This is a genomic window from Glaciimonas sp. PAMC28666 (genome assembly GCF_016917355.1).
In the GTDB taxonomy this organism is placed as follows: Bacteria; Pseudomonadota; Gammaproteobacteria; order Burkholderiales; family Burkholderiaceae_D; genus Glaciimonas.
This window is the reverse complement of the sequence record NZ_CP070304.1, coordinates 1070286-1095701: the sequence shown is the minus strand read 5'-3', so window position 1 is coordinate 1095701 and position 25416 is coordinate 1070286. Positions and strand designations below refer to the sequence as shown.

General features: G+C 54.2%; 13 protein-coding genes. 12 read left to right on the top strand and 1 reads right to left on the bottom strand.

Annotated elements, in window-relative coordinates; genetic code table 11:
* The first annotated feature begins 5 nt into the window (after positions 1 to 5).
* Positions 6 to 1553 carry a nitrogen regulation protein NR(I) gene (gene ntrC / locus JQN73_RS04555; protein ID WP_205321947.1) on the top strand — a complete coding sequence of 516 codons (1548 nt, stop codon included), beginning with the start codon at positions 6 to 8 and terminating at the stop codon, positions 1551 to 1553.
* A gap of 65 nt (positions 1554 to 1618) precedes the next feature.
* On the opposite strand, the gene JQN73_RS04550 is transcribed toward ntrC, so the two are convergent.
* Positions 1619 to 1864 (bottom strand): hypothetical protein, encoded by a 246-nt coding sequence (locus tag JQN73_RS04550; RefSeq protein ID WP_205321946.1) that lies wholly within the window; start codon positions 1862 to 1864, stop codon positions 1619 to 1621.
* Between JQN73_RS04550 and JQN73_RS04545 the strand changes: the two genes are divergently transcribed.
* From JQN73_RS04545 to treY, 11 genes are all read left to right on the top strand, one after another.
* Positions 1863 to 2495: a glutathione S-transferase gene (locus tag JQN73_RS04545; protein WP_205321945.1), complete on the top strand. Its 633-nt coding sequence runs from the start codon at positions 1863 to 1865 to the stop codon at positions 2493 to 2495. The two genes, JQN73_RS04550 and JQN73_RS04545, sit on opposite strands and share 2 nt — an antisense overlap.
* Before the next feature lie 82 nt (positions 2496 to 2577).
* Positions 2578 to 2931, top strand: a complete 354-nt coding sequence (locus JQN73_RS04540; RefSeq protein WP_205321944.1) for a YkgJ family cysteine cluster protein — start codon at positions 2578 to 2580, stop codon at positions 2929 to 2931.
* A gap of 218 nt (positions 2932 to 3149) precedes the next feature.
* Positions 3150 to 3713, top strand: coding sequence for a hypothetical protein (locus JQN73_RS04535; RefSeq protein WP_205321943.1), 564 nt, complete (start codon positions 3150 to 3152; stop codon positions 3711 to 3713).
* A 487-nt stretch (positions 3714 to 4200) separates the two neighbouring features.
* A complete protein-coding gene (glgA, locus tag JQN73_RS04530) occupies positions 4201 to 5772 on the top strand; it encodes a glycogen synthase GlgA (RefSeq protein WP_205321942.1) in 1572 nt (523 codons plus the stop codon).
* Between the two features lie 211 nt (positions 5773 to 5983).
* On the top strand, positions 5984 to 9652 hold the full coding sequence (locus tag JQN73_RS04525; protein ID WP_240162429.1) for an alpha-1,4-glucan--maltose-1-phosphate maltosyltransferase: 3669 nt from the start codon (positions 5984 to 5986) through the stop codon (positions 9650 to 9652).
* A 2-nt stretch (positions 9653 to 9654) separates the two neighbouring features.
* Positions 9655 to 13164, top strand: coding sequence for a maltose alpha-D-glucosyltransferase (gene treS, locus JQN73_RS04520; protein WP_205321941.1), 3510 nt, complete (start codon positions 9655 to 9657; stop codon positions 13162 to 13164).
* On the top strand, positions 13161 to 15479 hold the full coding sequence (gene glgB, locus JQN73_RS04515) for a 1,4-alpha-glucan branching protein GlgB (protein ID WP_205321940.1): 2319 nt from the start codon (positions 13161 to 13163) through the stop codon (positions 15477 to 15479). The genes treS and glgB overlap by 4 nt, the downstream gene beginning before the upstream one ends.
* Entirely contained in the window at positions 15479 to 17896 is a 2418-nt protein-coding gene (gene glgX, locus JQN73_RS04510; protein ID WP_205321939.1) for a glycogen debranching protein GlgX, read from the top strand. Before glgB ends, glgX begins: the two co-directional genes overlap by 1 nt.
* On the top strand, positions 17893 to 19698 hold the full coding sequence (treZ, locus tag JQN73_RS04505) for a malto-oligosyltrehalose trehalohydrolase (RefSeq protein WP_205321938.1): 1806 nt from the start codon (positions 17893 to 17895) through the stop codon (positions 19696 to 19698). The genes glgX and treZ overlap by 4 nt, the downstream gene beginning before the upstream one ends.
* Positions 19695 to 21959: a 4-alpha-glucanotransferase gene (malQ, locus tag JQN73_RS04500; protein WP_205321937.1), complete on the top strand. Its 2265-nt coding sequence runs from the start codon at positions 19695 to 19697 to the stop codon at positions 21957 to 21959. The genes treZ and malQ overlap by 4 nt, the downstream gene beginning before the upstream one ends.
* Positions 21956 to 24748, top strand: coding sequence for a malto-oligosyltrehalose synthase (gene treY / locus JQN73_RS04495; RefSeq protein WP_205321936.1), 2793 nt, complete (start codon positions 21956 to 21958; stop codon positions 24746 to 24748). Before malQ ends, treY begins: the two co-directional genes overlap by 4 nt.
* Positions 24749 to 25416: the final 668 nt, after the last annotated feature.

Below are 25416 nucleotides of genomic sequence, written 5' to 3'. Positions count from 1 at the left end.
CAGATATGAAACCAATTTGGATTGTTGACGATGACGAATCTATAAGATGGGTGCTTGAAAAAGCACTGGCCCGCGAAAATCTGGCCACCAAGAGTTTTTCCAATGCACGCGATGCGATGGATGCACTGCAATCCAGCACTCCACAAGTGCTGGTGTCAGATATTCGTATGCCCGGCACCTCCGGACTTGAATTACTACAAACGATCAAAGCGCAGCATCCGGGTATACCAGTCATCATCATCACCGCATTTTCCGATCTCGATTCCGCCGTTGCGGCATTTCAGGGCGGCGCGTTTGAATACCTCGCGAAACCGTTCGATCTGGATAAAGCGGTTGAACTGATTCGGCGCGCGCTTGATGAAAGCCTGCGTGAGGTCAACATCGAGCAAGCCACTGCCGAAACTCCGGAAATCCTCGGCCAGGCACCGGCGATGCAGGATGTTTTCCGCGCCATCGGCCGTCTCTCCCAATCACATGTCACCGTTCTGATAACCGGTGAATCCGGCACCGGTAAAGAACTGGTCGCACGCGCGTTACACAAACATAGTCCCCGTGCATCTCAACCTTTCATCGCGCTGAACACTGCCGCCATACCCAAAGATCTACTTGAGTCAGAATTGTTCGGTCATGAACGCGGCGCATTTACCGGTGCACAGGCCTCACGCCGTGGGCGTTTTGAACAAGCCGAAGGCGGCACCCTGTTTCTCGATGAAATCGGCGACATGCCGTTTGATTTGCAGACTCGCCTGCTACGCGTTCTCTCGGATGGTCATTTTTATCGGGTCGGCGGCCATCAATCGCTTAAAGCCAACGTCCGCGTTATCGCCGCCACTCATCAAAATCTGGAAACCCGCGTGCGGGAAGGCTTGTTTCGCGAAGACTTGTATCACCGGCTTAACGTCATCCGGCTGCGGTTGCCGAGCTTGCGTGAGCGCCGTGAAGATATTCCGATCCTCACGCGCCATTTTCTTGGTCAAAGTGCCAAGCAGCTTGGCGTGGAAAGCAAGCGCGTCTCCGATGGTGCCATGCGCTTTATTAGTGGGCTGGATTTGCCAGGGAACGTTCGACAGCTAGAAAATCTCTGCAACTGGATCACCGTCATGGCCCCCGGTCAAACGGTAGAAATCAAGGATTTGCCGCAAGAATTAATGGTCCAGGGTGACAAACCACCTGGTCCTGATGTGGCCACCGGTATGCAGGTGGCGTCGGCGCTGACACCGTTTGACCTGCAGACCGCCTCAACTTCCCACGCCACCAGCCACGAAGACATCAACCGTGCCGCCAAATCTGCCGAGGCCAGTCTGTTAGCCGCTGGAGCCGACGGACGAAGCTGGATCAGCTTGCTTGAAGTGGAGGCCGCCACCATGCTGACCGACGGCGACACCGACGTAATGGATGTGCTGGGACGTCAATTTGAATCAGCATTAATCAAGATTGCCCTGAAACATACTCACGGTCGCAAAAACGACGCAGCAATCCGCTTAGGCATCGGACGCAACACCATCACCCGAAAAATTCAGGAGCTCGGCATTGCGGGTGCCAAAGACGACTGACCTAATGCAATACATCAGGAAAGCAAGGCAAGCCCGGCAGCGGCTTGCCTGCGGATTCAATCCGGTCAGTTTGAATCGGTGTATTGGTGAATAGGTAAGAAGGGTGGATCGATATCAACCTTCTCCAACTCTTTCCTTTCTGTCACGGAACTGTAAAAGAAAGCGAACAGCATTAAAATAGGTGGATTAACGCCACCTACAATTACCCATGCGCCTAGCGACCCTACCCGATTCATACTCTGGCGTGGCGGAAATGTCCGTTTCGATGCCAGGCGATCTCCATCCAGTGATCGCATCCGGGCCGATTCCATGATCGATTTCCTGATTGATTCAGTGCACCCCGTGCTGTATACATTTCGGCGCTGTCCCTATGCCATCCGTGCGCGCCTCGCCATCAAGGCCAGCGGCACCCCGCTGAAAATGGTGGAAGTCAGCCTGCGCAACAAACCGCAAGCCATGCTGGACTGCTCTCCTAAAGGCACTGTGCCGGTATTGCAATTGCAGGATGGAACAGTCATCGACCAAAGTCTCGACATCATGCGATGGGCGCTAGCGATGAACGACCCATTGCAATGGCTCGATCAGGACAGTGAACTAGCGGCCGAGACAGCGGCCTTGATTGCCCACAACGACGGCAGTTTTAAGGTCAGCCTTGACCGGTATAAATATGCTGAACGATTCCCAGAATTCACCGCGGCAGACTATCGCGCCCAATGTGAACTGTTTTTATCCACATTAAATGAACGCCTGGCGTTGCACTCCTATTTGGTACACGATCAGCCCAGCCTCGCCGATATGGCAATTTTTCCTTTTGTCCGACAATATGCGCACGTCGATAAAGTCTGGTTTTATGGGCCAGAAAATCCACACCCGCACTTGATCCGATGGCTCGATGGATTAACTGCGTCCCCGCTCTTTATCGCCGTCATGGAGAAGACATGAAGCAGCCGGAGCGGACGTTTCCGGTGATGTCAAATATCTCACTGATAACCGATTTGGTGTGCTGGTCTGTAGAGGAAGTGCAGTGACCGGCAACATGCAAAAAATAAGATTCTTTCGGTCACGCATCCCCACATTCGCCTGCGTCCCCGGCTGCCACGATTGCTGCGGACCCATTAAAGCATCGTCCGACGAAATGGCCAGATTGCCAGTTAAAAGTGATGCAGAACATGACGTCGCAATGGAAAACCTCAGCTGCCCGCATCTGGGTGAAGGCGGTTGTCAGGTATATGAAGACCGGCCGATTATTTGCCGCCTGTTCGGCACCACACCAAAACTTGCCTGTCCTAACGGCATGCATCCCGATGCGATGATCGACACCCGGATTGAAGCGAAGATTGATCAGTTCTTCCGAGAAGTGCGACATGTGTTGGTGTGATAGCGCAAACGGAATAGCTTAAACGGGGAGCCAGCATATTGCCTGAGCGAACGTAATTGCGGTCACGGCCTGGCTAAATGTCGCAGAAAAAGTTTGCACTAACGAGAAATCTCCGCTATCGTTTGTTGGTCTCAGAGAAAAATGAGAACGGGTTTGACAGCCTGAAAACACAAAAGCGCAACGGCGCAATGCCGTTTTTTTCTTTGCGTACGTCCTCAATGGGCGGCAGTGGCAGGGAAGCCCTCGGGCTTGCTGGTTTGCTTTTGTGTATCAGTCTGTCAACCTTGTTATTTGCCGCCCTCCCGTTTGACAGCGGAAGCGGTTTAACTGCACACACACAAAGGAAACATAATGCGCGTTTTTTACTCGTTGGGTTCTCGCAGTTTGACGCCCCTTCATCACGTTATCTGTCGAGCCAGTACTTCAGCACCGTCATTCATCATCAAGGTGCAATCATGAGCAAGCATACGCCGTCACTGCCTCCAGAAGCACTCCATCAGCCGTTCTCATGGCTGCCGTCTCACCACCAACATGATGCGTATGCGCAATTTTCCGCCCTGACGATGGATGTTTGCCAAGGCATCACAACGTGCATCGATCTGGCCCATTTGAGCAACACGGACAGAGATGACGATAACGTACCAACGTTGGATATCATTGCTACAGAGCGGTTGCTGCACCTTGCAATGCGCTCATCCCAAATGTTGGGGAAAATTGCTGCTGCAAATATCGATGATCTCAGCACCGCGCCAAGAAGTGACATGAACAAACCGGCACCTTAATTGCCGCATTAAGGTTGCACAATGTGGCACTACTGTCCTACCGGTAGTCGCCGTAACGGTGAACGACTTGCGTAAATTGTGCCCTATCGGCGCACACTAACTGAGCCACTTGACCGCGCCTCCTGTGTTGCCCGAGGCGCGGGTATTGCCCGCCGACATTTATCGTTCGCGTTTCCTACATTCGAATCAGTGTTCCCCCGATACACGCGTAAGGCACGGCTCGTTAAGATGAAATCGGACGTGTTGGCCGGTCTTAGCATCGACGCCTCATTTCGTCCGAAAAGTTGTCACTCACATCAATCTTTGCGGTGCAGGAAAGCCTGCGATTTCGCCCTTGTAAAGTGCGTGATTAATGCCGTGTGTTGGTGGTGAGTTCAGATAGTCAAGCGCACCTGAACACGTTCTGCGTGCGTCCTAACAATTTCCGGAAAGTCGCAATTGCCCTTAGGGCGGCGTGAATTCCGTATTCGGAAGAAGGAGTTATATTTTGAAAGCGCGCGTTCTACTCGTTACTTCGGAAGCGGTTCCCCTGGCAAAAACGGGCGGTTTGGCAGATGTTATTACAGCATTAACGGTGGCGCTACGCGAACAAGGTATTGATGCTTCCATTCTAATGCCGGGTTACCCCTCGGCAATCCAGGCTGCAAAAAATCTACGCAATATCGGGTCGTTTACTGATTTTCCGGGCGGGGAGGGCTCACTTTTAGCCGGTGAAATCGCGGGTTCGGACGTGCCAGTGATTTTGCTCGACACTGCCCGTTTTCGTGCCCGCTCAGAAAACCTTTACGTGGATCGGGATGGACGCGAGCTGAGCGATAATGCGATGTGTTTTGCCGCGTTGTCGCATGCTGCTGTCAAACTTTGCGCCGGGCTGACCACACTGCCGAAGCCACATGTGGTGCACGCGCATGATTGGCATGCAGGATTGATTCCGGCGCTTTTACGCGCCCACAATATTACCGATATTGGCACGCTTCTGACCATTCATAACCTGGCATTTCAAGGCAATTTTCCGCTTGATATCGCCGCGTCGCTCGGACTGCCTGCGGATATCCTGAACGCAGATGGTGCTGAGTTTTGGGGACAAGTCAGTTTTCTCAAAGCAGGGATTCGCTATGCCGACAAAATATCGACCGTCAGCCACACCTATGCCAAAGAAATACTAACGCCACGCTTCGGGCACGGCTTCGAAGGATGCCTGAATCGACGACCAGATGCTATCGCAGCGATTCCAAATGGGATTGACAGTGAGGTCTGGAATCCGGTCAGCGATTCCTTGATTGCCCGGCGTTTTTCATTCCGCGATTTGAAGGGAAAAGCTGCGTGCAAGAGCGAGCTGAAAAAATTATTCAATCTCATGCCGCTGAATCAGTTTGCGCCCGTATTGGCGCTTGGCAGTCGGATCACGCATCAAAAAATGGCGGACGTAGCGTTGGCTGCTTTGCCGACCATTCTGGCAGCGCATCCTTATCTGCAACTGGCAGTGCTGGGGTGTGGGGACCCTGTCTATCAGCACGGCTTTCAGCAATTGGCGGAGCAATATCCGGGGCGGATCGGGGTCCATATCGGCTATACCGAAAAACATGCGCATGCGCTGCATGCGGGTGCCGATATGTTGCTGCACGGCAGTCGTTTTGAGCCATTTGGCTTAACCCCGATGTATGCCATGCGTTATGGCACGATCCCAATCGCCTCGCGGGTCGGCGGCCTCAGCGATACGATTATTGACGCTGGCTCGGTTGACCAATTGGTGGCTGGCGCAAATGGCGTGCTGTTCGATGGCGAGCAGCCGCAGGACATGATTGATGCGGTCAATCGTACCTTTCAGATTTTTTCACGGACGCGCGAGTGGCAAAAGCTGCAACGTAATGCAATGACTGCTGAGTGTGGATGGCACGCGCCGGCGCAGCAATATATCGATCTATATCGGGATATCGCCACGCCCGCATCGCAGCATTTATTCCCTGAAAATTCCGCTGCAGAATTGGATGCAGAACAGCAGAGCCAAGCGTTGAATACAATCCACGAAGAGGCACTAAATAAGCGTAAAGCCGGTTAAGGGAGGCCTGCCGGTCTTGTCGTTAAACCTGACAGAACCGGAAATTTGGAATGGTTTTTACGGGACGGTTGGCATCGGTATTGACGTTTTTCTGCTGACCGTTTGACATAGCCTGATAGTTGATTCCACTAGATGGGATGGTCGTTCAGATCGCTATTGAAATACTTGTCTGGTGCCTCAGGGAGGCCACAGACAAGCACTGGATGATCTTATGCAAGCACATTATAGCCCGCGTATTTATTCTCTTCCGACGGCGTATTTAAAGGCGCTGACGACCACAAAAAATGGCCAGTTAAATATGCACCTTGGCCGTTGTGCAGCGATGGGATTCGATCACTTGCTCATCGTGATGTCTGATCCATTGTTGGCGCGTTCTGACGCTGGGCTTGCGGTTTCCACATTTTCTGTCGCTGACCAAGAGTTGCCGCTAGCACTGTTGAAAAAGTTGATACAACTATGTAATACGCATAAATTGCGATTGCTGATCGACTTAAAAATTGACCAGCTGCATGTAAGCCACCCAGTAGTGCAAACGCACCCGAAATGGTTTGGCGGGATTGGCGCGGCGGGCGCGACCGATCATAGCGCAGAGGATGAGCCACTGCCAGACCCACGCGTCGATCCGGTCACCGCGAATACCAGATTTGCACGCTTTGAGCTGCCCGAAGTAGCGGCCGGATTGCTGGACTATTGGCGGCAACAATTGGGAAAATGGACGCAACTGGGGATAGCGGGATTTCGTTGCGTGGCAGCCACCAGAGCGCCGGCAGCGTTCTGGACATCATTGATTCACGCGACCAAAAAAGAGGCGCACGACACGCGTTTTATCTTGTGGTCGTGTGGCGCTACGCCAACCCAGATTGCCGCTTTCGAACCCTGTGACTTTGACGCTGGCTTTTCATCGTTGCCCTGGTGGGATTTTAAGGCGCCATGGTTCATGGAAGAACAAGCGCAACTTTCAAAACTAGGTTCGCCAATTGCATGTCCGGCCTCTCCGGACGGCGCAGGACGGTACCATTTCTCCGAAGGGCAGGCATTACCGGCGCGGCGTTCCCGGATGGTGCGGGCGTTGAATTTTTCTGCTGCGGTTGGGTGCGGATTGCTCATACCAATGGGGTTTGAATATGGCATCAACGCGACGGTTAAAAATTATGCTGATTTTTCCGCCCAGAGGTTGGCCAACGGCATTGATCTGACGAACGACATTGCGCGTGCCAACGCCTTTGTCGATAGCGTGGGGGCGTTGCTAGGTAACGCGTCCTTACGTGTGCTCAGCAGTCCGGGAGCAGAAATATTGCTGCTGCACCGCATCAGCTCGCCCACATTGCAGGGCAATGATAGCGGTATCTTGATTTTGGTCAATGTTGATGGCAGCCATCCGCAATCATTAAATCGCATTCTGTGGCAGCAACGAGCCGGGGGTTATCTGGCCGGGAAAAGATTATTAATAGAACCCAGAAAAGCGGTTGAGAGTGTCGCGTTGCGGATTGGGCGGCGTTTAGGCATGCGGATGGTAGACCCGCAGGCGGCGGACGAAGGGGTTGATCACCGTTCACAACAAAATTTACAACAAAATTCACAGCAAGCCGCTGGCGAGAACGAACAAGCAGAAGCGTCGACGGATAGTAATATCATCACCCTGTCGGCATACGAAATCCGCATCTATGCTGCAATTGCAGCACGGCCGGTGCTGCTGGTCGGCCCGCATAACAAGCACATCGTGCAGGCTGCGGTGCACGCCCCGAGAATTGCGTTGGAAAACATTACGCCCGCCGTGGACAATGGCCGCTTTCCTACCAAATGGATGCTAGGCGATTCTGTCAGAGTCGAGGCAACGGTGCTGATAGACGGACATGACAAAGTAGCGGTGGCTTTGTTAACGCGGGGCGCGGATGAGAAAGAATGGAAGCAGACGCGCATGCGTGCCTTGGGAAATGATCGATGGACGGGACAATTATCTTTAACGCGATTGGGCCGGCATTTCTTCGCCGTTGAGGCATGGTATGACAGCTTTTCGACGTACCGCGAACAGTTGGAGAAGAAAGTTAACGCCGGCCTGGATGTCGGTTTAGAGATCGCCGAGGGTCAGTTGCTGGTCAAGCGGGCGCTCGACGCGGCGCTGCGCACCGTTCCTGACGAATCAGTCGAACACCAGGAGAACACCGGCGACCCCATTGGCGAGTTGAAGGTTTTGCACGCGAACTTGAGCGGCGCCAATAGCAGCGGGGTGAAAAAAAATGTTATGGCTTCGACTGTGCTGAAATCTGCTCAGGCAGATCAATCCACGCCTGCAGACCTATCAGATCAAGCCTTGCGTGAACGTCGATTACAGACATTGCTAGCCCCACAGACTGCCACCCTCATGGCGCAGGTGGACGTTCGTCCGTTTGCCGTACGCAGTCAGGAGTTGCCGATTGATGCGGAACGCCGGGCGGCGCAATTTGCGAACTGGTATGAACTATTTCCGCGCTCGCTAAGCGGTGATCCGGTGCGCCATGGGACATTTGATGATGTGATCCCGCGTCTTGCCGCGATTCGGGAAATGGGGTTCGATACCTTATATTTTCCGCCAATTCATCCAATCGGATTGAAACATCGCAAGGGAAAAAATAATGCGGCGGTATCGGCCCCGGACGATCCCGGTAGTCCGTATGCCATTGGGAGCGATGGCGGTGGGCATAATGCGCTGCATCCTGAATTGGGAACCTTTGAAGATTTCCGGAAATTGCTGGCGGCAGTGGCAGCGCATGGAATGGAATTGGCGCTCGACTTTGCAATCCAGTGTTCCCCCGATCATCCATGGTTGCGCCAGCACCCTGACTGGTTTGACTGGCGTCCGGACGGCTCCATTCGCTACGCGGAAAACCCGCCAAAAAAATATGAAGATATCGTGAACGTCGATTTTTATACCGACGGTGCAATGCCCGACCTTTGGCTGGCGTTGCGCGATGTGGTGCTTTTTTGGGTGCGCGAAGGCGTGCGAATATTTCGGGTGGACAATCCGCATACCAAGCCTTTGCCATTTTGGGAGTGGATGATTGCGGATGTACGCGGTCGGCATCCCGATACTATTTTTCTGGCCGAAGCATTTACGCGGCCGAATATGATGTATCGGCTGGCCAAGATCGGATTCTCCCAGTCGTACACTTATTTCACCTGGCGGCATACCCAATACGACTTCGTGGCGTATCTCAGTGAGCTGAACAAGGAACCGGTAGCGCATTTTTTCCGCCCGCATTTTTTTGTGAATACGCCAGACATCAATCCGTTTTTTTTACAAAATTCCGGCCGTCCCGGATTTCTGATTCGTGCCGCGCTGGCGACGACTTTGTCTGGTCTGTGGGGAATGTATAGCGGGTTCGAATTATGCGAGGCTAGCGCGGTAGGTGGAAAAGAAGAATATCTCGATTCTGAGAAATACCAGATTCGGGCGTGGGATTGGGAGCGGCCCGGCAACATTATTGCCGAAATCAGTTTGCTCAATCGCATTAGAAACAGTAATCCCGCGTTGCAGACGCATCTGGGGCTGCAGTTCCATCGGACCTCCGATGCCAATATTTTGTATTTTTCCAAGGCCACCGCTGCGGAGGACGAGATCAGTGGAGCGTACGGATTGGATCGTCCAAATCAGTTTGGCGATAACGTGATTCTGGTGGCAATCAACCTTGATCCTTTTTCCGCCCATTCGGCCGAGATTGAAGTGCCGCTCTGGCGATTCGGTCTGGCTGATGACGCAGGGGTGGTTGTCGAAGATCTGTTGCGTGACCGGCACTGGGATTGGGTCGGAAAAATGCAGCATATTACGCTCGACCCTTTCACAATGCCATTTGCGATCTGGCGTATTTCTCCAAAAAATTCTTCACGCTTATCAGGAGTTTGAGCATGGTACCGACCGTTAATCCCGCACATGTTTCGACTGCCGAAATCTCCGCCGCTCAAGTCAGCACCGATAAGTCAGCGCCGCTCAGCCCTCTGGCGCCACCTGAATCTGGCGCTAAATTACCGACGGATGCGACCAGTGTGACGCATACCCAGCGCTTCATCGACGATCCGCTTTGGTACAAAGATGCGGTGATTTATCAGATTCACGTGAAGTCTTATTTTGATGCCAATAACGATGGTGTCGGTGACTTCGCTGGATTGATTCAAAAGTTGGATTATATTGCTGCGCTGGGCGTGAACACGATCTGGCTTTTGCCTTTCTATCCCTCGCCGCGCCGTGACGACGGTTATGACATTTCTGATTATCGCGGGATCCATCCGGATTACGGAAATATGGACGATGCCAAACGGTTTATCGCCGAAGCGCATCAACGCGGCTTGCGCGTGATTACGGAGCTTGTTATTAACCATACGTCGGATCAGCATCCGTGGTTCAAGCGGGCGCGTTCTGCTGCAGTCGGCTCGCCAGAACGCGATTTTTATGTCTGGGCTGACAACGATCAACAGTATGCGGATACGCGGATTATTTTCCTGGATACGGAAAAATCGAACTGGACCTGGGACCCGGTGGCCAATGCATTTTTTTGGCACCGGTTTTATTCGCATCAACCAGACCTGAATTTCGATAATCCTCAGGTGTTGGCGGCTGTGCTGGAGGTAATGTCGTTCTGGCTCGATCTTGGGATCGACGGCTTGCGGCTGGATGCGGTGCCGTATCTGATTGAACGCGAGGGAACGTCGAATGAAAATTTGGCGGAAACGCATGCCATTTTGAAATTAATCCGCGCTGAGCTGGACCAAAAATATACCGGCCGCATGTTATTGGCCGAAGCTAATATGTGGCCGGAAGATGTGCAGCAGTATTTTGGCGACGATGATGAATGCCACATGGCATTTCATTTCCCGTTGATGCCGCGAATGTTTATGGCGCTGGCGCAGCAAGATCGGTTTCCGATGACCGATATCTTGCGGCAGACGCCCGATATTCCGGCAGACTGTCAGTGGGCTATTTTCTTGCGCAACCACGATGAATTGACGCTGGAGATGGTGACCGATAAAGAGCGCGATTATTTGTGGAATTTTTATGCGCCGGATTTACGCGCACGCATCAATATGGGTATTCGCCGCCGGCTGGCGCCGTTACTGGAGCGCGATCGACGCCGGATTGAATTGCTGAATAGTTTTCTATTGTCAATGCCGGGCACGCCAGTGATCTATTACGGCGATGAAATTGGCATGGGCGATAACGTGCATCTGGGCGATCGTGACGGCGTGCGGACGCCAATGCAGTGGACGCCTGACCGCAACGGCGGTTTTTCACGTTCCGATCCTGCGTGGCTGGTGTTGCCGACTCTGATGGATTCTCTCTATGGTTACGAGGCGATCAATGTTGAATCGCAAAATTCCGATCCTCATTCGTTGCTTAACTGGACCCGTCGGATGCTGGAAGTACGCAAGCAACACCGTGCTTTCGGTCGCGGCAAACTGACATTGATTTATCCGAATAATCGCAAGATATTTGCTTACCTGCGGGAATACGATGATCGTGCTGATGGCGGCAGCGATGAAACCATCCTCTGCGTTGCCAACCTTTCTCAGTCGGCGCAGGCAGTGGAACTGGACCTTTCATCATTTGCGGGACGGATACCGGTCGAAATGCTGGGTGGTGCTGCTTTTCCACCGATTGGCCGCAACAGCTATTTGCTGACGTTGCCGCCGTATGGCTTCTATTGGTTTGCATTGGCGTCTGAAGCCACCATGCCTTCCTGGTATGCACCGACCCAAGAGCCATTGCCTGAATATGCAACCCTGGTGTTTCGCGGCGGGGTGGAGGATATCCTGAAAGAATCACAGCGTGTGATTTTGGAAAAGCAGGCGCTGCCAGTCTATCTGCCGAAGCGACGCTGGTATGCCGGTAAGCAAGAAAAACTGAGATCGGTACGAATCGTCTCTGCAGTATTGCTGCCCTCATCGCAGGCCCGTCCGCAGGCTTTACCGTTGTTGTTGACAGAAATAGAAACCGAAACTGCCGCAGGAGTAGACCGCTATTTGTTACCGCTCGGCTTTATCCGCGAGGAAAACGTGGTCAGTGCCTTGCTGCAGCAACTGTCACTGGCACGGGTGCGCCGTCACCGTGAGGTGGGATTACTAACCGATGCGTTTACGCTGGACTCGTTACCCTATAGTGTGATTGAGCAGATGCGGCTCAATGCGACCGTCACTTCGGCCGAGGGAGAGATTCGCTTTATCGCAACGGAGGCGTTGGACGGCATTACGATTGCGGACGATGCGGTGATTCGGCGCATGAGTACGGAACAATCGAATAGTTCGATGGTGGTCGATGAGAAGATTGTTTTGAAATTGCTGCGGCGCTTATTTACCGGCACGCATCCGGAATCTGAGATGGGGCGCTACCTGACGGCGTTGGGTTACGCAAATACACCAGCCATGTTGGGCGAGGTGGTGGCGATCGATGCGGATGGTGCGGCGCGGACGTTGATGGTGTTGCAGCGCTTCATCCACAACAAGGGAGATGCCTGGGAATGGGTTATGGATACGCTGGAGCGCCTGATTCAGCAAATCATCAATGTTGAGACCGACCCCATTAGCGAGGTCGCGGCCGTGATCGCGAATGCCAGCAGCCTGGAGACTGCCCCGGATATCTTGCATGAATTACTTGATTTCTCGCATTTATTGGGAATACGGCTGGGCGAATTGCATGCTGCTTTGGCGACGCCAAGCGATAACCCGGCGTTCTCTCCGCAAGTCGCCACGGACGTTGATATTGCGGGATGGACTGCGCGCACTAGCAAACAACTCGCGGCTGCTTTTGATTTTATCCAGTCTAAAACCGATTGGCCAAATGAGGAGGTGGCGCGTCAGGCGGCAAGGTTGCTAGCGTTGCGTCCGGCATTATTGTCTCTGGTTGAAGGGCTTGCGGCGGCGGGCGTCGGGTCAATGTTGACGCGCATACATGGAGATTTTCATTTAGGTCAGGTATTGATGGCGCAGGGCGACGTTTATATTGTTGACTTTGAAGGCGAGCCTAATCGTCCGATGGATCAGCGCCGCGAGAAGGCTAGTCCATGGCGCGATGTGGCCGGTTTGTTGCGATCTTTCGATTACGCGGCGGCATTCGCGGACAACGCCGGGCCGGGCGATCTTGGCGCGGTGGCACTGGAGCGAAAATATCATCTTTTGGAACGCTTTTCGCCGGTTTGCCAAAGTGCTTTTATGGACGGCTATCGCGAAGCACAACAAGCAGCAGGATCGCTGCTTCCAGCAGTGACCGAGAGTGCATTGATCGGTCTGTTTTCCTTGGAAAAGGCGGCCTACGAAGTTTGCTATGAGGCGGCCAATCGGCCCGCCTGGCTGCCAGTACCCATTAACGGACTGTTATTGATCGCCGAACGCTTGCTGATGAAATCAACGGAAGGGGAGATCGCATGAACGACAACGGTACCGTGGCTAACCCAGCCGCAGACACCAATCCCGACCTGCTGCCTGCGGCATTAATCGCACCGCTAGAGGCGCTCCTGGCTGGCCGCCTGGGTGATCCATTTTCCTTGCTGGGACCGCATCTGGACGAGCATGGGATGGTGGTTCGAACTTTTCAGCCCGGTGCTCGGCGCGTGGAGGTCATGGACCTTAAAGGTGGGGCTTTGGGCGAGCTTTCACTGATGCGTAATGATGGCGGGGCGACCGGTTTATTTGCTGGGCCAGTGCCTGGACTGAAGCCGAATGAACGCTACGTATTGCGTATTCACTGGACCGGAGTGGATGGCGATGATAGCGGCGAAAATGCGGCACAAGAAACCGAAGATCCTTACGCATTCGGTTTGTTGCTCGGCGATCTGGACCTGCACCTGTTGGCGCAAGGGCGGCATTTTGAGATTGGACGTTGCCTTGGCGCACAGCCAATGCAGATCGATGGTGTATACGGTACGCGGTTTGCGCTATGGGCACCCAACGCGCAGCGGGTCTCAGTGATCGGCAGTTTCAATCAATGGGACGGCCGCCGTCATCCCATGCGCTTTCGACATGACGCAGGGGTATGGGAATTATTCATTCCACGCGTGTCGGTTGGGGCATTGTATAAATTTGAACTGGTCGGTGCCGACGGCACGCTGTTGCCGCAAAAGGCGGATCCGGTGGCACGCGCCACCGAGTTGCCGCCAGCGACCGCGTCGGTGGTGGCATCGGCAGCACCCTTCGATTGGCACGATAAAGTCTGGATGGCGGAACGCGGCGAGCGGCAGGCGCACCACGCACCGCTGTCGATCTACGAGGTACACCCCGCGTCCTGGTTGCGGGTGCCGGCGCAGGACAACCGCAATCTCAGCTGGCACGAGCTGGGTGAGCGCCTCATTCCTTATGCGCTCGGAATGGGATTCACGCATATTGAGTTGCTGCCGATTATGGAGCATCCGTTCGGCGGCTCGTGGGGATATCAACCGCTCAGCCAGTTTGCACCAAGTGCCCGTTTTGGCACGCCAGAAGATTTCGCGCGGTTTGTTGATGCTTGCCATGTCGCTGGACTCGGCGTGATTCTGGACTGGGTGCCGGCACATTTTCCGACCGATACGCATGGTCTGGCGCAATTTGATGGTTCGGCATTGTACGAACATCTGGACCCGCGTGAGGGGTTCCATCAGGATTGGAATACCTTAATTTTTAATCTTGGCCGTAACGAAGTATGCGGATTTTTGATTGCCAGCGCGTTGGAGTGGCTAACCCATTTTCATGTCGATGGGTTACGTGTGGATGCGGTCGCATCGATGCTGTATCGAGATTACAGCCGCAAGCCGGGCGAATGGACTCCCAACATTCATGGCGGCCGGGAAAACCTCGAATCCGTGGCATTTTTGCAGCGACTGAATCATGCCGTAGCGGAACGCTGTCCTGGTGCAATCATGATCGCGGAGGAGTCGACCGCATGGCCCGGCGTGACGGCGCCTGTCAATCAGGGTGGATTGGGTTTTTCGTATAAATGGAACCTGGGCTGGATGCATGACACGTTGCGCTATATGGAGAGTGATCCGTTGTTCCGGCGCTATCAGCATCATGATATGACGTTTGGTTTGCTGTATGCGTTTTCGGAGCATTTTATACTACCGATTTCGCATGATGAGGTGGTGTATGGGAAAGGCGCTTTGCTGGCAAAGATGCCCGGTGACGAATGGCAGAAGTTGGCAAATTTGCGCGCCTATCTGGGCTACATGTGGACCCATCCCGGCAAAAAATTGTTGTTCATGGGCTGCGAATTCGGTCAGTGGGAAGAGTGGAATCACGACCACTCTCTGAATTGGGACTTACTCGACGATCCGCGTCATCGCGGCGTGCAACGCGTGGTGCGCGACCTGAACCGGTTATATGCGACCGAGCCAGCGCTGCACACTCTGGATGGCCGTGCCGATGGTTTTTCGTGGGTCATTGGGGGCGATAGTGCTAACAGCGTATTGGCCTTTCTGCGGCATGCCGATCCAAGCGTCATTGATGCGCCACCTGTTTTGATCATCAGCAATATGACACCTGTGCCGCGCTATGGCTATCGCGTGGGTGTGCCGCAATACGACGGCGTCAAACAGTCGCCGGGCAGCTGGCAGGAAATTTTTAATAGCGACGCGGCTATTTACGGTGGTGCCAATCTTGGAAACGCTGGCGGAGCAAACGTCCAGCAGGAAGCCTGTCACGGCCATGCCACTTCGCTGGTGCTGACTTTGCCACCACTTGCAACCATCATTCTGCGACAAGGGAGAGAATAATGCCAGCTACTTTTACCGATCAGTTGTTACCCGGTTTGCCGTATCCACTCGGCGCGACGTTCGATGGGTTGGGTGTCAATTTTGCCGTGTTTTCAGCGAATGCGCAAAAGATGGAGTTATGCGTTTTCGATGCCGCCGGTCGTAAAGAAATAAAACGGCTATCGTTGCCCGAATGCACGGATGAGGTGTGGCATGGCTATCTCCCGGATGCCACGCCGGGCCTGCTGTACGGTTATCGCGCACATGGTCCTTTCGATCCGTTACGCGGCCAACGCTTTAACCCATTCAAATTATTATTGGACCCTTACGCCAGACAGCTTTTTGGCTCGGTGCGCTGGACCGATGCGCTATTCGGTTACCGGATGAACCAGGCGCGACTTGACCTGAGTTTTGACCGCCGTGATAGCGCACCTGCGATGCCGAAGTGCATCGTCACTGATCAGGGTTTCAATTGGGGTAATGACCGTCTGCCAGCGGTTCCATGGTCTAAAACGTTTATTTATGAAGCGCATGTTCGCGGTATTTCCATCATGCGGGATGATCTGAAGGGGCATGAACGCGGCACCTTTGCGGCCCTTGCTGATCCGCGCTTTATCGATCATCTGCTGAAGCTGGGCGTGACGACGCTGGAGCTGTTACCGGTGCACGCTTTTTTACAGGATCGGTTCCTGATCGAAAAAGGTTTGCGCAATTATTGGGGATACAACACGATGGCGTTCTTTGCGCCTGAACCATCGTATCTTTCCAGAGGGACATTGAATGAAATGCGTGGTGCCATCCGGCGACTGCACAGCGCCGGGATCGAAGTGATTCTGGATGTGGTGTACAACCACACTGCCTGCGGTAATGAACGCGGGCCGACGATGTCGTTTCGGGGGCTGGATAACGCTAGCTATTTTCGGTTGATTCCGGGCGAAGAACGTTTCTATATCAACGATACAGGGTGCGGCAATACACTCAATATTTCGCACCCGCGGGTGCTTCAGATGGTGATGGATTCGCTAAGATATTGGGCCGAGTCATTTCATATCGATGGCTTCCGCTTTGATCTCGGGGTGACGTTGGGACGTGAGGGAACCGGCTTCGATCCCGGTTCAGGATTTTTCGATGCGATTTTGCAAGATCCTGTGCTGTCGCGCTTGAAATTGATTTCCGAGCCATGGGATATCGGTCCCGGCGGGTACCAGCTAGGGAATCATCCGCCTGGATTTGCTGAATGGAACGATAAATTTCGCGACGGCGTGCGCCGCTTCTGGCGTGGTGACGCCGCTCAACGCGGTGATTTTGCCGGACGTTTGAGTGGGTCGGCCGATTTGTTCGATCATCGGCGTCGGCGGCCCTGGTCTTCAATTAACTTTTTGACGTCACATGATGGGTTCACGTTACGCGACGTGGTTAGCTATGCTGAAAAACATAATCAAGCCAACGGTGAAGAGAACGACGGTCATTCAGAAAACCTGAGTGCAAACTGGGGCGTTGAAGGACCCAGCGATGACCCACAAATTATTGCTTTGCGGGACCGGGTTTCACGCGCCATGCTGGCCACGTTGATGTTTGCGCAAGGTACGCCCATGATGGTGGCGGGCGATGAATTCGGTCGCACCCAACAAGGCAATAATAATGCGTACTGTCAGGATAGTGACATTTCCTGGGTCGACTGGCGCAAGGCGCGAGAGGCGGGCAGTCAGCAGTTAATCCGGTACGTCAGGCAGTTAAGCGCGTTGCGGCAGGATTTTGAGGGACTCCAGTCGGGTCGATTTTTCCATGGCGAGCATCAGGTGGAGATCGGCACATCGGATATTGCCTGGTTCGACGAGCGCGGGGAGGCGTTGTCCAGTGAAGCCTGGGAAAATCCGGAAGCGCGCGCGCTGGCAATACAACGCGCAACGCTGACGGCCGATGGCAAGGTGGAAGCGGTGTTAATGCTAGTGAACGGCGGCCCCGATCCCATCGATTTCAATTTGCCGCCTGCTCCGGGTGCCGAGGCAATAGCCGCCGAAGCTCCCGTTGATTCCACGGTAGAGTTAATGGTGGAATCAAACGTAGATGCGGAGGCGGTTGAAAGTGTTGGTGTCGGTGATATTTCCGGTAATCCCGAGGTTACTGCCAACGCTAACGCTGAATCGGGTATGGAATCAATTTCAGATTCTAATACGGTGGCAATTAGCGAATCTACAACCGAATCTACAACCGAATCTACCACCGAGTCCGGCCCGGAAGTTGCCTCAGATCTTAGTGCAATAAAGGATACCAATACGGACACGGGCGAGGAAAAACCCGAGCCGGTGCAATGGTACGTTTTACTTGACAGTGCGCAGTCCATTGTTTCCGAACCGCGCGTAGCGCCGCCGTTAGTCTCGGTCCAGGGCCACAGCGTGGTCTTGATCGGTAGCCGCAAAATGGGAGAGAAGCTGTGACCGCGCACTATTCACATCCGTTACCGTTTGGCGCAACCTGCCTGGGGCCTGATCGGACCCGTTTTCGGCTATGGGCACCGACTGCCGATAGGGTTGGGGTCGAACTCGATGGCGCCAAACCCATTCCGATGCTATCCGACGCAGCATCGCCAGGGTGGTTTGAGGCGGAATTGGCCTGTGGTCCCGGGACTGCCTATCGTTATCGTTTGCAGACGCAAGCCGATGGTGAAATGTCGGTGCCAGACCCGGCGTCGCGCGCGCAACAGGGTGACGTCCATGACGCCAGCCTGGTGATTGATCCGAATGCGTACGCGTGGAAGCATTCGGGCTGGCAAGGACGGCCCTGGCATGAGGCGGTTCTGTACGAGTTACACGTCGGCGCATTAGGCGGATTTGCGGGGGTCATGCAGCGTTTGCCCGAATTGGCGCAGATGGGCATTACGGCGATTGAATTGATGCCGGTGGCAGAATTTCCTGGTGCGAATAATTGGGGATACGACGGCGTTCTGCCGTTTGCGCCAGATGCCGCTTACGGTACGCCGGAGGAATTAAAGGCACTGATCGATGCCGCACATGGGCTTGGATTGATGGTATTTCTGGATGTGGTGTACAACCATTTCGGGCCGGAGGGTAATTATTTGGGCAGTTATGCAGCGCCCTTTTTTCGTGACGATCAACCGACGTTATGGGGACACGCAATCGATTTCCGCCAACCGGAAGTAGCAGATTACTTTATTCAAAACGCACTATTTTGGCTACAGGAATATCGGTTTGACGGCTTGCGTCTGGATGCAGCGCACGCCATTACCGAGCAGGATTGGTTGAGCAAATTGGCCCGTCACGTCAGGCAGCACGTCGCCGCGCTTGAACCGCGCAGGCATATTCATCTGGTGCTGGAACATGATGGGAATACGGCGCATTTTTTGAGGGACGATTTTAACGCGCAATGGAACGAAGACGGTCATCACGTGCTGCATGTGATGCTGACCAGCGAGAGCAATGCGTACTATATTGATTACGCTGACAGACCTGCGGAAAAACTTGCACGATGTCTGGCAGAGGGTTTTATCTATCAGGGCGATCCTTCGATATTTCGCGAAGGGAAACCGCGCGGTGAATCGAGCGTCGGATTGTCATCGACTGCATTCGTATTATTTTTGCAGAATCATGATCAGATCGGCAATCGTGCCTTTGGTGACCGACTCACGACCATGGCTGATTCGCGCGCTGTGCAGGCGGCGCAAGCACTCTTGTTGCTGGGGCCGCAGATTCCGTTGTTGTTCATGGGCGAAGAGTACAGCGCCACCTCGCCATTTTTGTATTTCACCAGTCATACAGATCCGGTATTGGCGGAAGCCGTGCGGGTCGGAAGACATCGGGAATTCGCGGCGCTGCCTGAATTCTCCGATGAACAAAAGCGTGAATCAATTCCCGATCCTAACGCGTTGTCCACGTTCATGCAGTCGATTCCGGTCAGGCCGGTTTCTGGCAGCACAGGCTTGACGGCGGAATTGCTGAGCATCCGACACGCCCATATCACACCTCGTTTGCAAAATGCCTGTGCAATCAATGCGCAAGCCATCGGTCCGGCTGCGGTGCTGGCCCGTTGGCGCATGGGCGACGATACGCTATTGGTGATCATGATTAATCTGGATCAACAGCCTGTGTCGATTGCATTGGATGGCTGGATACAACCGGCCGGAGCGGACCTGTTGTTTGCCAGCGACGGTGCGGTGGATGCATTGGCGGGCGGTGAGCTGGCCGGTTTCTCGACGGTCGTGCTGCTGGAACCAGCGCCATGAACCATACCGATATCGTCGCCCTTGCCGAACAGGCCGGTATCGCCACCGAGTGGGCAGACGCGCATGGATTGCCGCAACATAGTTCACCGATGGTGTTGGCGGCCATGCTGGAGGCACTAGGCCTTCCATGTGGCGGAGAGACGCAGTGGCGCGATAGCAAGGCGCGCCTGGCAACCCAACAATTGAGGAGCACTTTTCCACCGATGCTCACGGCGCAGGTCGGGCATCCCATCAGATTGCCGTGCAACTTGTCCCTGCACGGTCAGGCTTACAGTGTCGTATTTGAACATGGCGAAAGCTATCACGGCCGTTTCCCTTCGGATAAGGCACTGCCTTTGTATTTACTCCCGATTGATCGCAGCGGTTATCACACGCTTTTCGTCGGCGGACAATCGGTCACGCTGGCAGTCGCGCCAACGCGTTGTTTTGGCGTCGCGGATGCGATTGCGGGTAATGTCGACCCTGAAAGACCGGCTACCGGGCCGCATTTCTTGTGGGGACTTTCTGTCCAGCTATATAGCCTTCGGCGTCAGGGAGATGGCGGTCTCGGCGATTATACGACGTTGAAAAAGCTGGCCGTTGAGACGGCGCAGCAAGGCGCGGCTGCGCTCGCGATCAGCCCGGTGCATGCCATGTTCAGCGCCGACCCGACCCGGTATAGTCCCTATGGTCCCTCCAGCCGCCTATTTTTGAATGCGATGCACATTGATCCTGCGATGGCGTTTGAGGCTGGAAGCGGGCATGGCGTTAGTTCGGACAGTCAACCGCTAGTGTTGGACCCGGCCACCGCGGCTTTGCATCAGCGCCTGGAGCACATGCCATTGATCGATTGGCCCGCGGCTGCGGGTTCGCGGCTCGCATTGCTGGGCGTTGCCTATACGCAGTTCCTGGAGCGTGGGCCAGATAGCGCGTTTGAACAGTTTTGTCAGGAGGGTGGTCGCGCTTTGCAGGATCACGCCTGTTATGAGGCATTGCAGGCGTGGTTGCCATCGCAAGTTTCCGAGGCCGCCGGGAAGTCGTGCGGCGACTGGCGGAGCTGGCCCGCCGCCTACCGCGATCCACAAGGCCCGGCGGTGCGCGACTTCGCCCAACGGTATCCGGAACAGATTGGCTTTTATTTATTCTTGCAGTGGCAAGCGGCGCAAGGATTGATCGGCGCGCAACAGGCTGCGCGGGCAGCCGGGATGTCGATAGGATTAATCGCTGATCTTGCGATTGGTGCGGAGCACGGGGGCAGTCAGGCGTGGAGTGAGCAAGGCGAGATGTTAAAAGGTCTGTCGATCGGTGCGCCGCCTGATTTGCTGAATGTCTCCGGGCAAAACTGGGGACTTGTTGCGTATTCCCCCAGCGCCTTGCAGGCGCATGGCTTTGGCCCGTTTATTGCGATGTTGCGCGCCTGTTTTGCCCATGCTGGCGGGGCGCGGATTGATCATGTACTTGGTTTGGCACGGCTGTGGCTAGTTCCCGAAGGTGCCAGTGCCGGTGATGGCGCCTATTTACGCTATCCGCTTGAAGATATGTTGCGATTGATCGCCCTCGAGTCATGGCGATATCGGGCGATCGTCATCGGTGAGAATTTGGGCACTGTGCCGCCAGGTTTCGATGCGCGGCTGGCAGAAATTAATCTGCTGGGTATTGATCTGCTGTGGTTTCAACGTGACCGGCTACGCTTTATGAGGCCGATGGCATGGTCGGAAAACGCGATCGCCACGACCACTACGCATGACCTGCCCACAGTAGCGGGCTGGTGGTCCGGTACCGATATAAGTTGGCGGGCCAGGCTGGGCTTGCTGGAGGCTGGTCGCAGCGCTGTCGATGAGTTCGCGCTGCGCGATCAGGAGCGCCAGGAACTTTGGCAAGCTGCTACCGAAAATGGCTGCGCGGCCGGTCCTATGCCACAACCAGACATCGGATCATCACCGCTTGAAGCGGCGGTGGCGTTGGTAGGGTCCGCCCCGGCGCCGCTGGTGCTGATACCGGTGGAAGATATATTGGGCCTGGCGCAACAACCTAATTTGCCGGGAACCACGGAAAGCCTGGGTGCCATCCAAGACGCTGATGATGCCGGTAACCCAAGCGGCGTCGGCAGTCACCCAAACTGGCGCCGCCGCTTGCCCGTCGATGTGACGCATCTATTTCAGGGGCCGAGCGCGCAAGCGGCCTTAATTTCCCTAAAACGTGCGCGCGCAAACGCCGAAAAAGATGAGAGATCTGCGACGGCTGTGCTGTTGACGGGACGTGCTGATAAGGATTTGCCATGACCATTCCACGTGCCACCGTGCGCTTGCAATTCAATCAAAGTTTCACGCTCGATGATGCTACCGAACTGGTGGATTATTACGCAGCATTGGGGATCAGTCATATTTACGCATCCCCGCTGCAGACCGCGCAACCCGGATCAACGCATGGCTACGACATTGTCGATCCACGCGCCATCAATGCTGAACTGGGCGGCGAAGCGGCGCTGAAACGCCTCGTAACACGCTTGCGTGCGGCCGAAATGGGTATTATTTTGGATATCGTCCCTAACCATATGGGGATCGCGGGGAGCGCCAATAGCTGGTGGCAAAGTGTCCTCGAGTGGGGGCGCGAGAGCCCTCATGCGGAATGGTTCGATATTGACTGGGAATCAGATGATCCGCTACTGTTTGGTAAAGTATTGATGCCGATTTTAGGCGGCTCTTATAACGAGGTGGTGCAGGCCGCCGAAATCGGTTTGCGATTCGATGAGACCGATGGACGCATTTTCGCCTCGTATGCTACGCATCGCTTGCCTTTGGCGGTGATCGATTATCCATCGATTTTACGTGCTGGTGGCGCGCAATTGCTGGCACCGGTGATAGCCGCCTTTGAGCAAATCAATGCCCTCAGTGCGGCGCAACCGGCGCAACGCTATCAGCAGGCTAAGGTGGCGTTCGCGATGCTGTTAAACATAAGCCACAGTGAAGCTGGCATGGCTGGAATATGTGCCGCTCTAATGTCTTTCACCGCAGCACAGCCGAACGGCCTGGAGCAGCTTCATGCTTTGTTGACCAGGCAACACTATCGGTTGACCTGCTGGCGTAACGCCGCGGAAGAAATTAATTGGCGGCGGTTCTTTGAGGTGAGTGAGCTGGCTGGCCTCAGAGTGGAAAGGAAGGAAGTATTCGAGGCCAGTCATGCATTGGCTTTTCGCTTGTATGCACAGGGTCTGATCGATGGGGTCAGGGTTGACCACGTTGACGGGCTGGCTGATCCGGCTGGTTACTGCCGGGCATTACGCGAGCGGTTGCAGCAGTTGTCATCGCAGCGACCGGCTTTTTTAACCACCCAACCGCCGTATGTGGTGGTGGAAAAAATTTTGGCTTATGACGAAGCCTTGCGTTCGGATTGGAAGGTGGACGGCACTACCGGTTACGAATTCATGGACCAGGTGAGCGCTTTGTTGCACGACGCCAAAGGTGCTGATGCGATGACTGCCTTGTGGCAAGATTGGACTGCTAACGATAACGATTTTTACCAGGAGGTTAGTCATGCGAGAAGGCAGTTATTGGCTCACAATCTGGCGAGTGAATTCAACGCGCTGGCGCGCTTGCTGCACCGTATTGCGCGCGCTGACAGCAACACGGCCGATTATTCGCTAGTGTCTTTAAGAAGGGTGCTGGTCGAGCTGTTAGTTGGCTTTCCGGTGTATCGCACTTATGTTGACGCGGATGGTGCGGCTGCGTCTGACCTGCAGCGGATAGAACAGGCGATGACGCGTGCTCGCAAGGTGTTGATGCCTGGGGACCATCCATTGTTGGCGGCCATCGGCAACTGGCTTGGCACATGGGTTGCTGATAGTAAGGTTAATAATTCAGACCCGATAATCCAGACCCTGCGGAATAAGGCAGTACGCAGATTTCAGCAGGTTACGCCGGTACTGACGGCCAAATCAGTGGAAGACACGGCGTTCTATCGCTATGGCCGTTTGTTGTCTCGTAACGAGGTAGGTTCCGATCCGGGGCGTTTCAGCATCGAAGTACAGGACTTTCACCGTCATTGCGTTGAGCGACGCCAGCAGTTTCCTCACAATCTGTTAGCCACCGCAACCCACGACCACAAGCGCGGCGAGGAGGTGCGTGCAAGGCTTGCGGTGCTGAGTGAACTGCCCGATGAATGGGCAGACACGGCCCGCCGTTGGCAGCGTCTCAACCGCTCTCTGGTGGAGCACCGTGTGCAACCCGCCGACGAATTGATGCTGTACCAAATGTTGGTGGGAGCATGGCCAATCCAGCTGGTGACCGGCGATGCCGCAGGGATTGAGATCTTTTCCAAACGGATTGCGCGTTGGCAAACCAAGGCGTTGCGAGAAGCCAAGCAACGTTCCAACTGGTTCGATCCTGACCGGGATTACGAAACGGCTTGCGAAGATTTTTTATTCTCGATACTTGGTGAACAGCAATTTTTGTCGGAATTGGTCACGTGGGTCAATCGGATTATGCCTGCTGGATTGATTAACGGCCTGACCCAAACGTTGCTCCGAATGACTACTCCCGGCGTACCCGACTTATATCAAGGCACGGAATGTTGGGATTTTAGTTTGGTAGATCCCGACAATCGAAGCGCGGTCGATTATGCGATGCGACGCAAGGTGCTTAATACAGCGAGTGCTAATATCAGCCTCGATAATTGGCAAACCGGCGCACCTAAGCTATTCATTGTTCAACGGATCCTGGCACTGCGCAAGCGGATGCCTGAGGTGTTTGCCCAGGGCGATTATATTCCGCTCGCGATGACTGGGGCAAAGGCTGCGCACATTGTCGCCTTCTTACGACGCCATCAAGGGTGCGATGTTCTCGTCGTTGCCCCTCGATTAGTCGCCGGGCTGCTGGGAGAGTCGGGATTGCCATTAGTACATGCTGATGCCTGGAAAGATACGTTTGTAATGCTGCCGTCCGCTTGCGATGGCGAGTGGACCGATGTTTTTACCCAGAGAAAGTTTGGCTGCGGTACTAACGGAATTAAAGTTTCGGACGTATTACGCGATCTTCCGATGGCGTTATTATTGCGCGATAAAACCCCCACGTAGGGCTTGATAGCGGCTCCGCGCTTTTACCGAGAATTTTTTTACGGGTCGCAGAATATCGACATTTTGAAGGATCTGTAGTCAATGACTGTCAGCCCTGACAGCGCAGTCCCACAAAGATATCAGACGAACTGGGCTGGAAATTCGTTATTCGATGACCTAGTATGGTTAAACATTTCATCAAACGGCTTAATTTCGAAGCAGGCGTTGGATTGGTGAAATGTTTATTCGTATCATGGTCACTCTTTCAAATTTTGAAAAGGAAATATGATGAGCTCATCAAACTCGAGTAACAACCAATCTGGTAACAATCAAAGTGGTTCGAAGGACAATTCTGGTAGCTCAACTCGCGGCGGTACGCACGAGCAACATGTGAAGGCAGGCGAACAAAGCCACAAAAACACTTCCCAAACGAATGATCAAGGTAACAAAGGTTCAAGCGGAAGCGATAAGTCGAGCCAAAGCGGATCTGGTTCAGGCTCAGGTCGTTCAAAATCCTGATAGTTCTGAACGAGCATCTCCTCAATAGCTGACATAGAGATTATGAAATTGGGGTGTTTGTAGTATGCATCTGTCGCGTAGAATTCGCTACGAAAGTGGCGACGAGAAATATCTGGTGACGATGTAACATAATTAAGTCGCTCGATAAGTTACGGCTTTTTATGTAACCA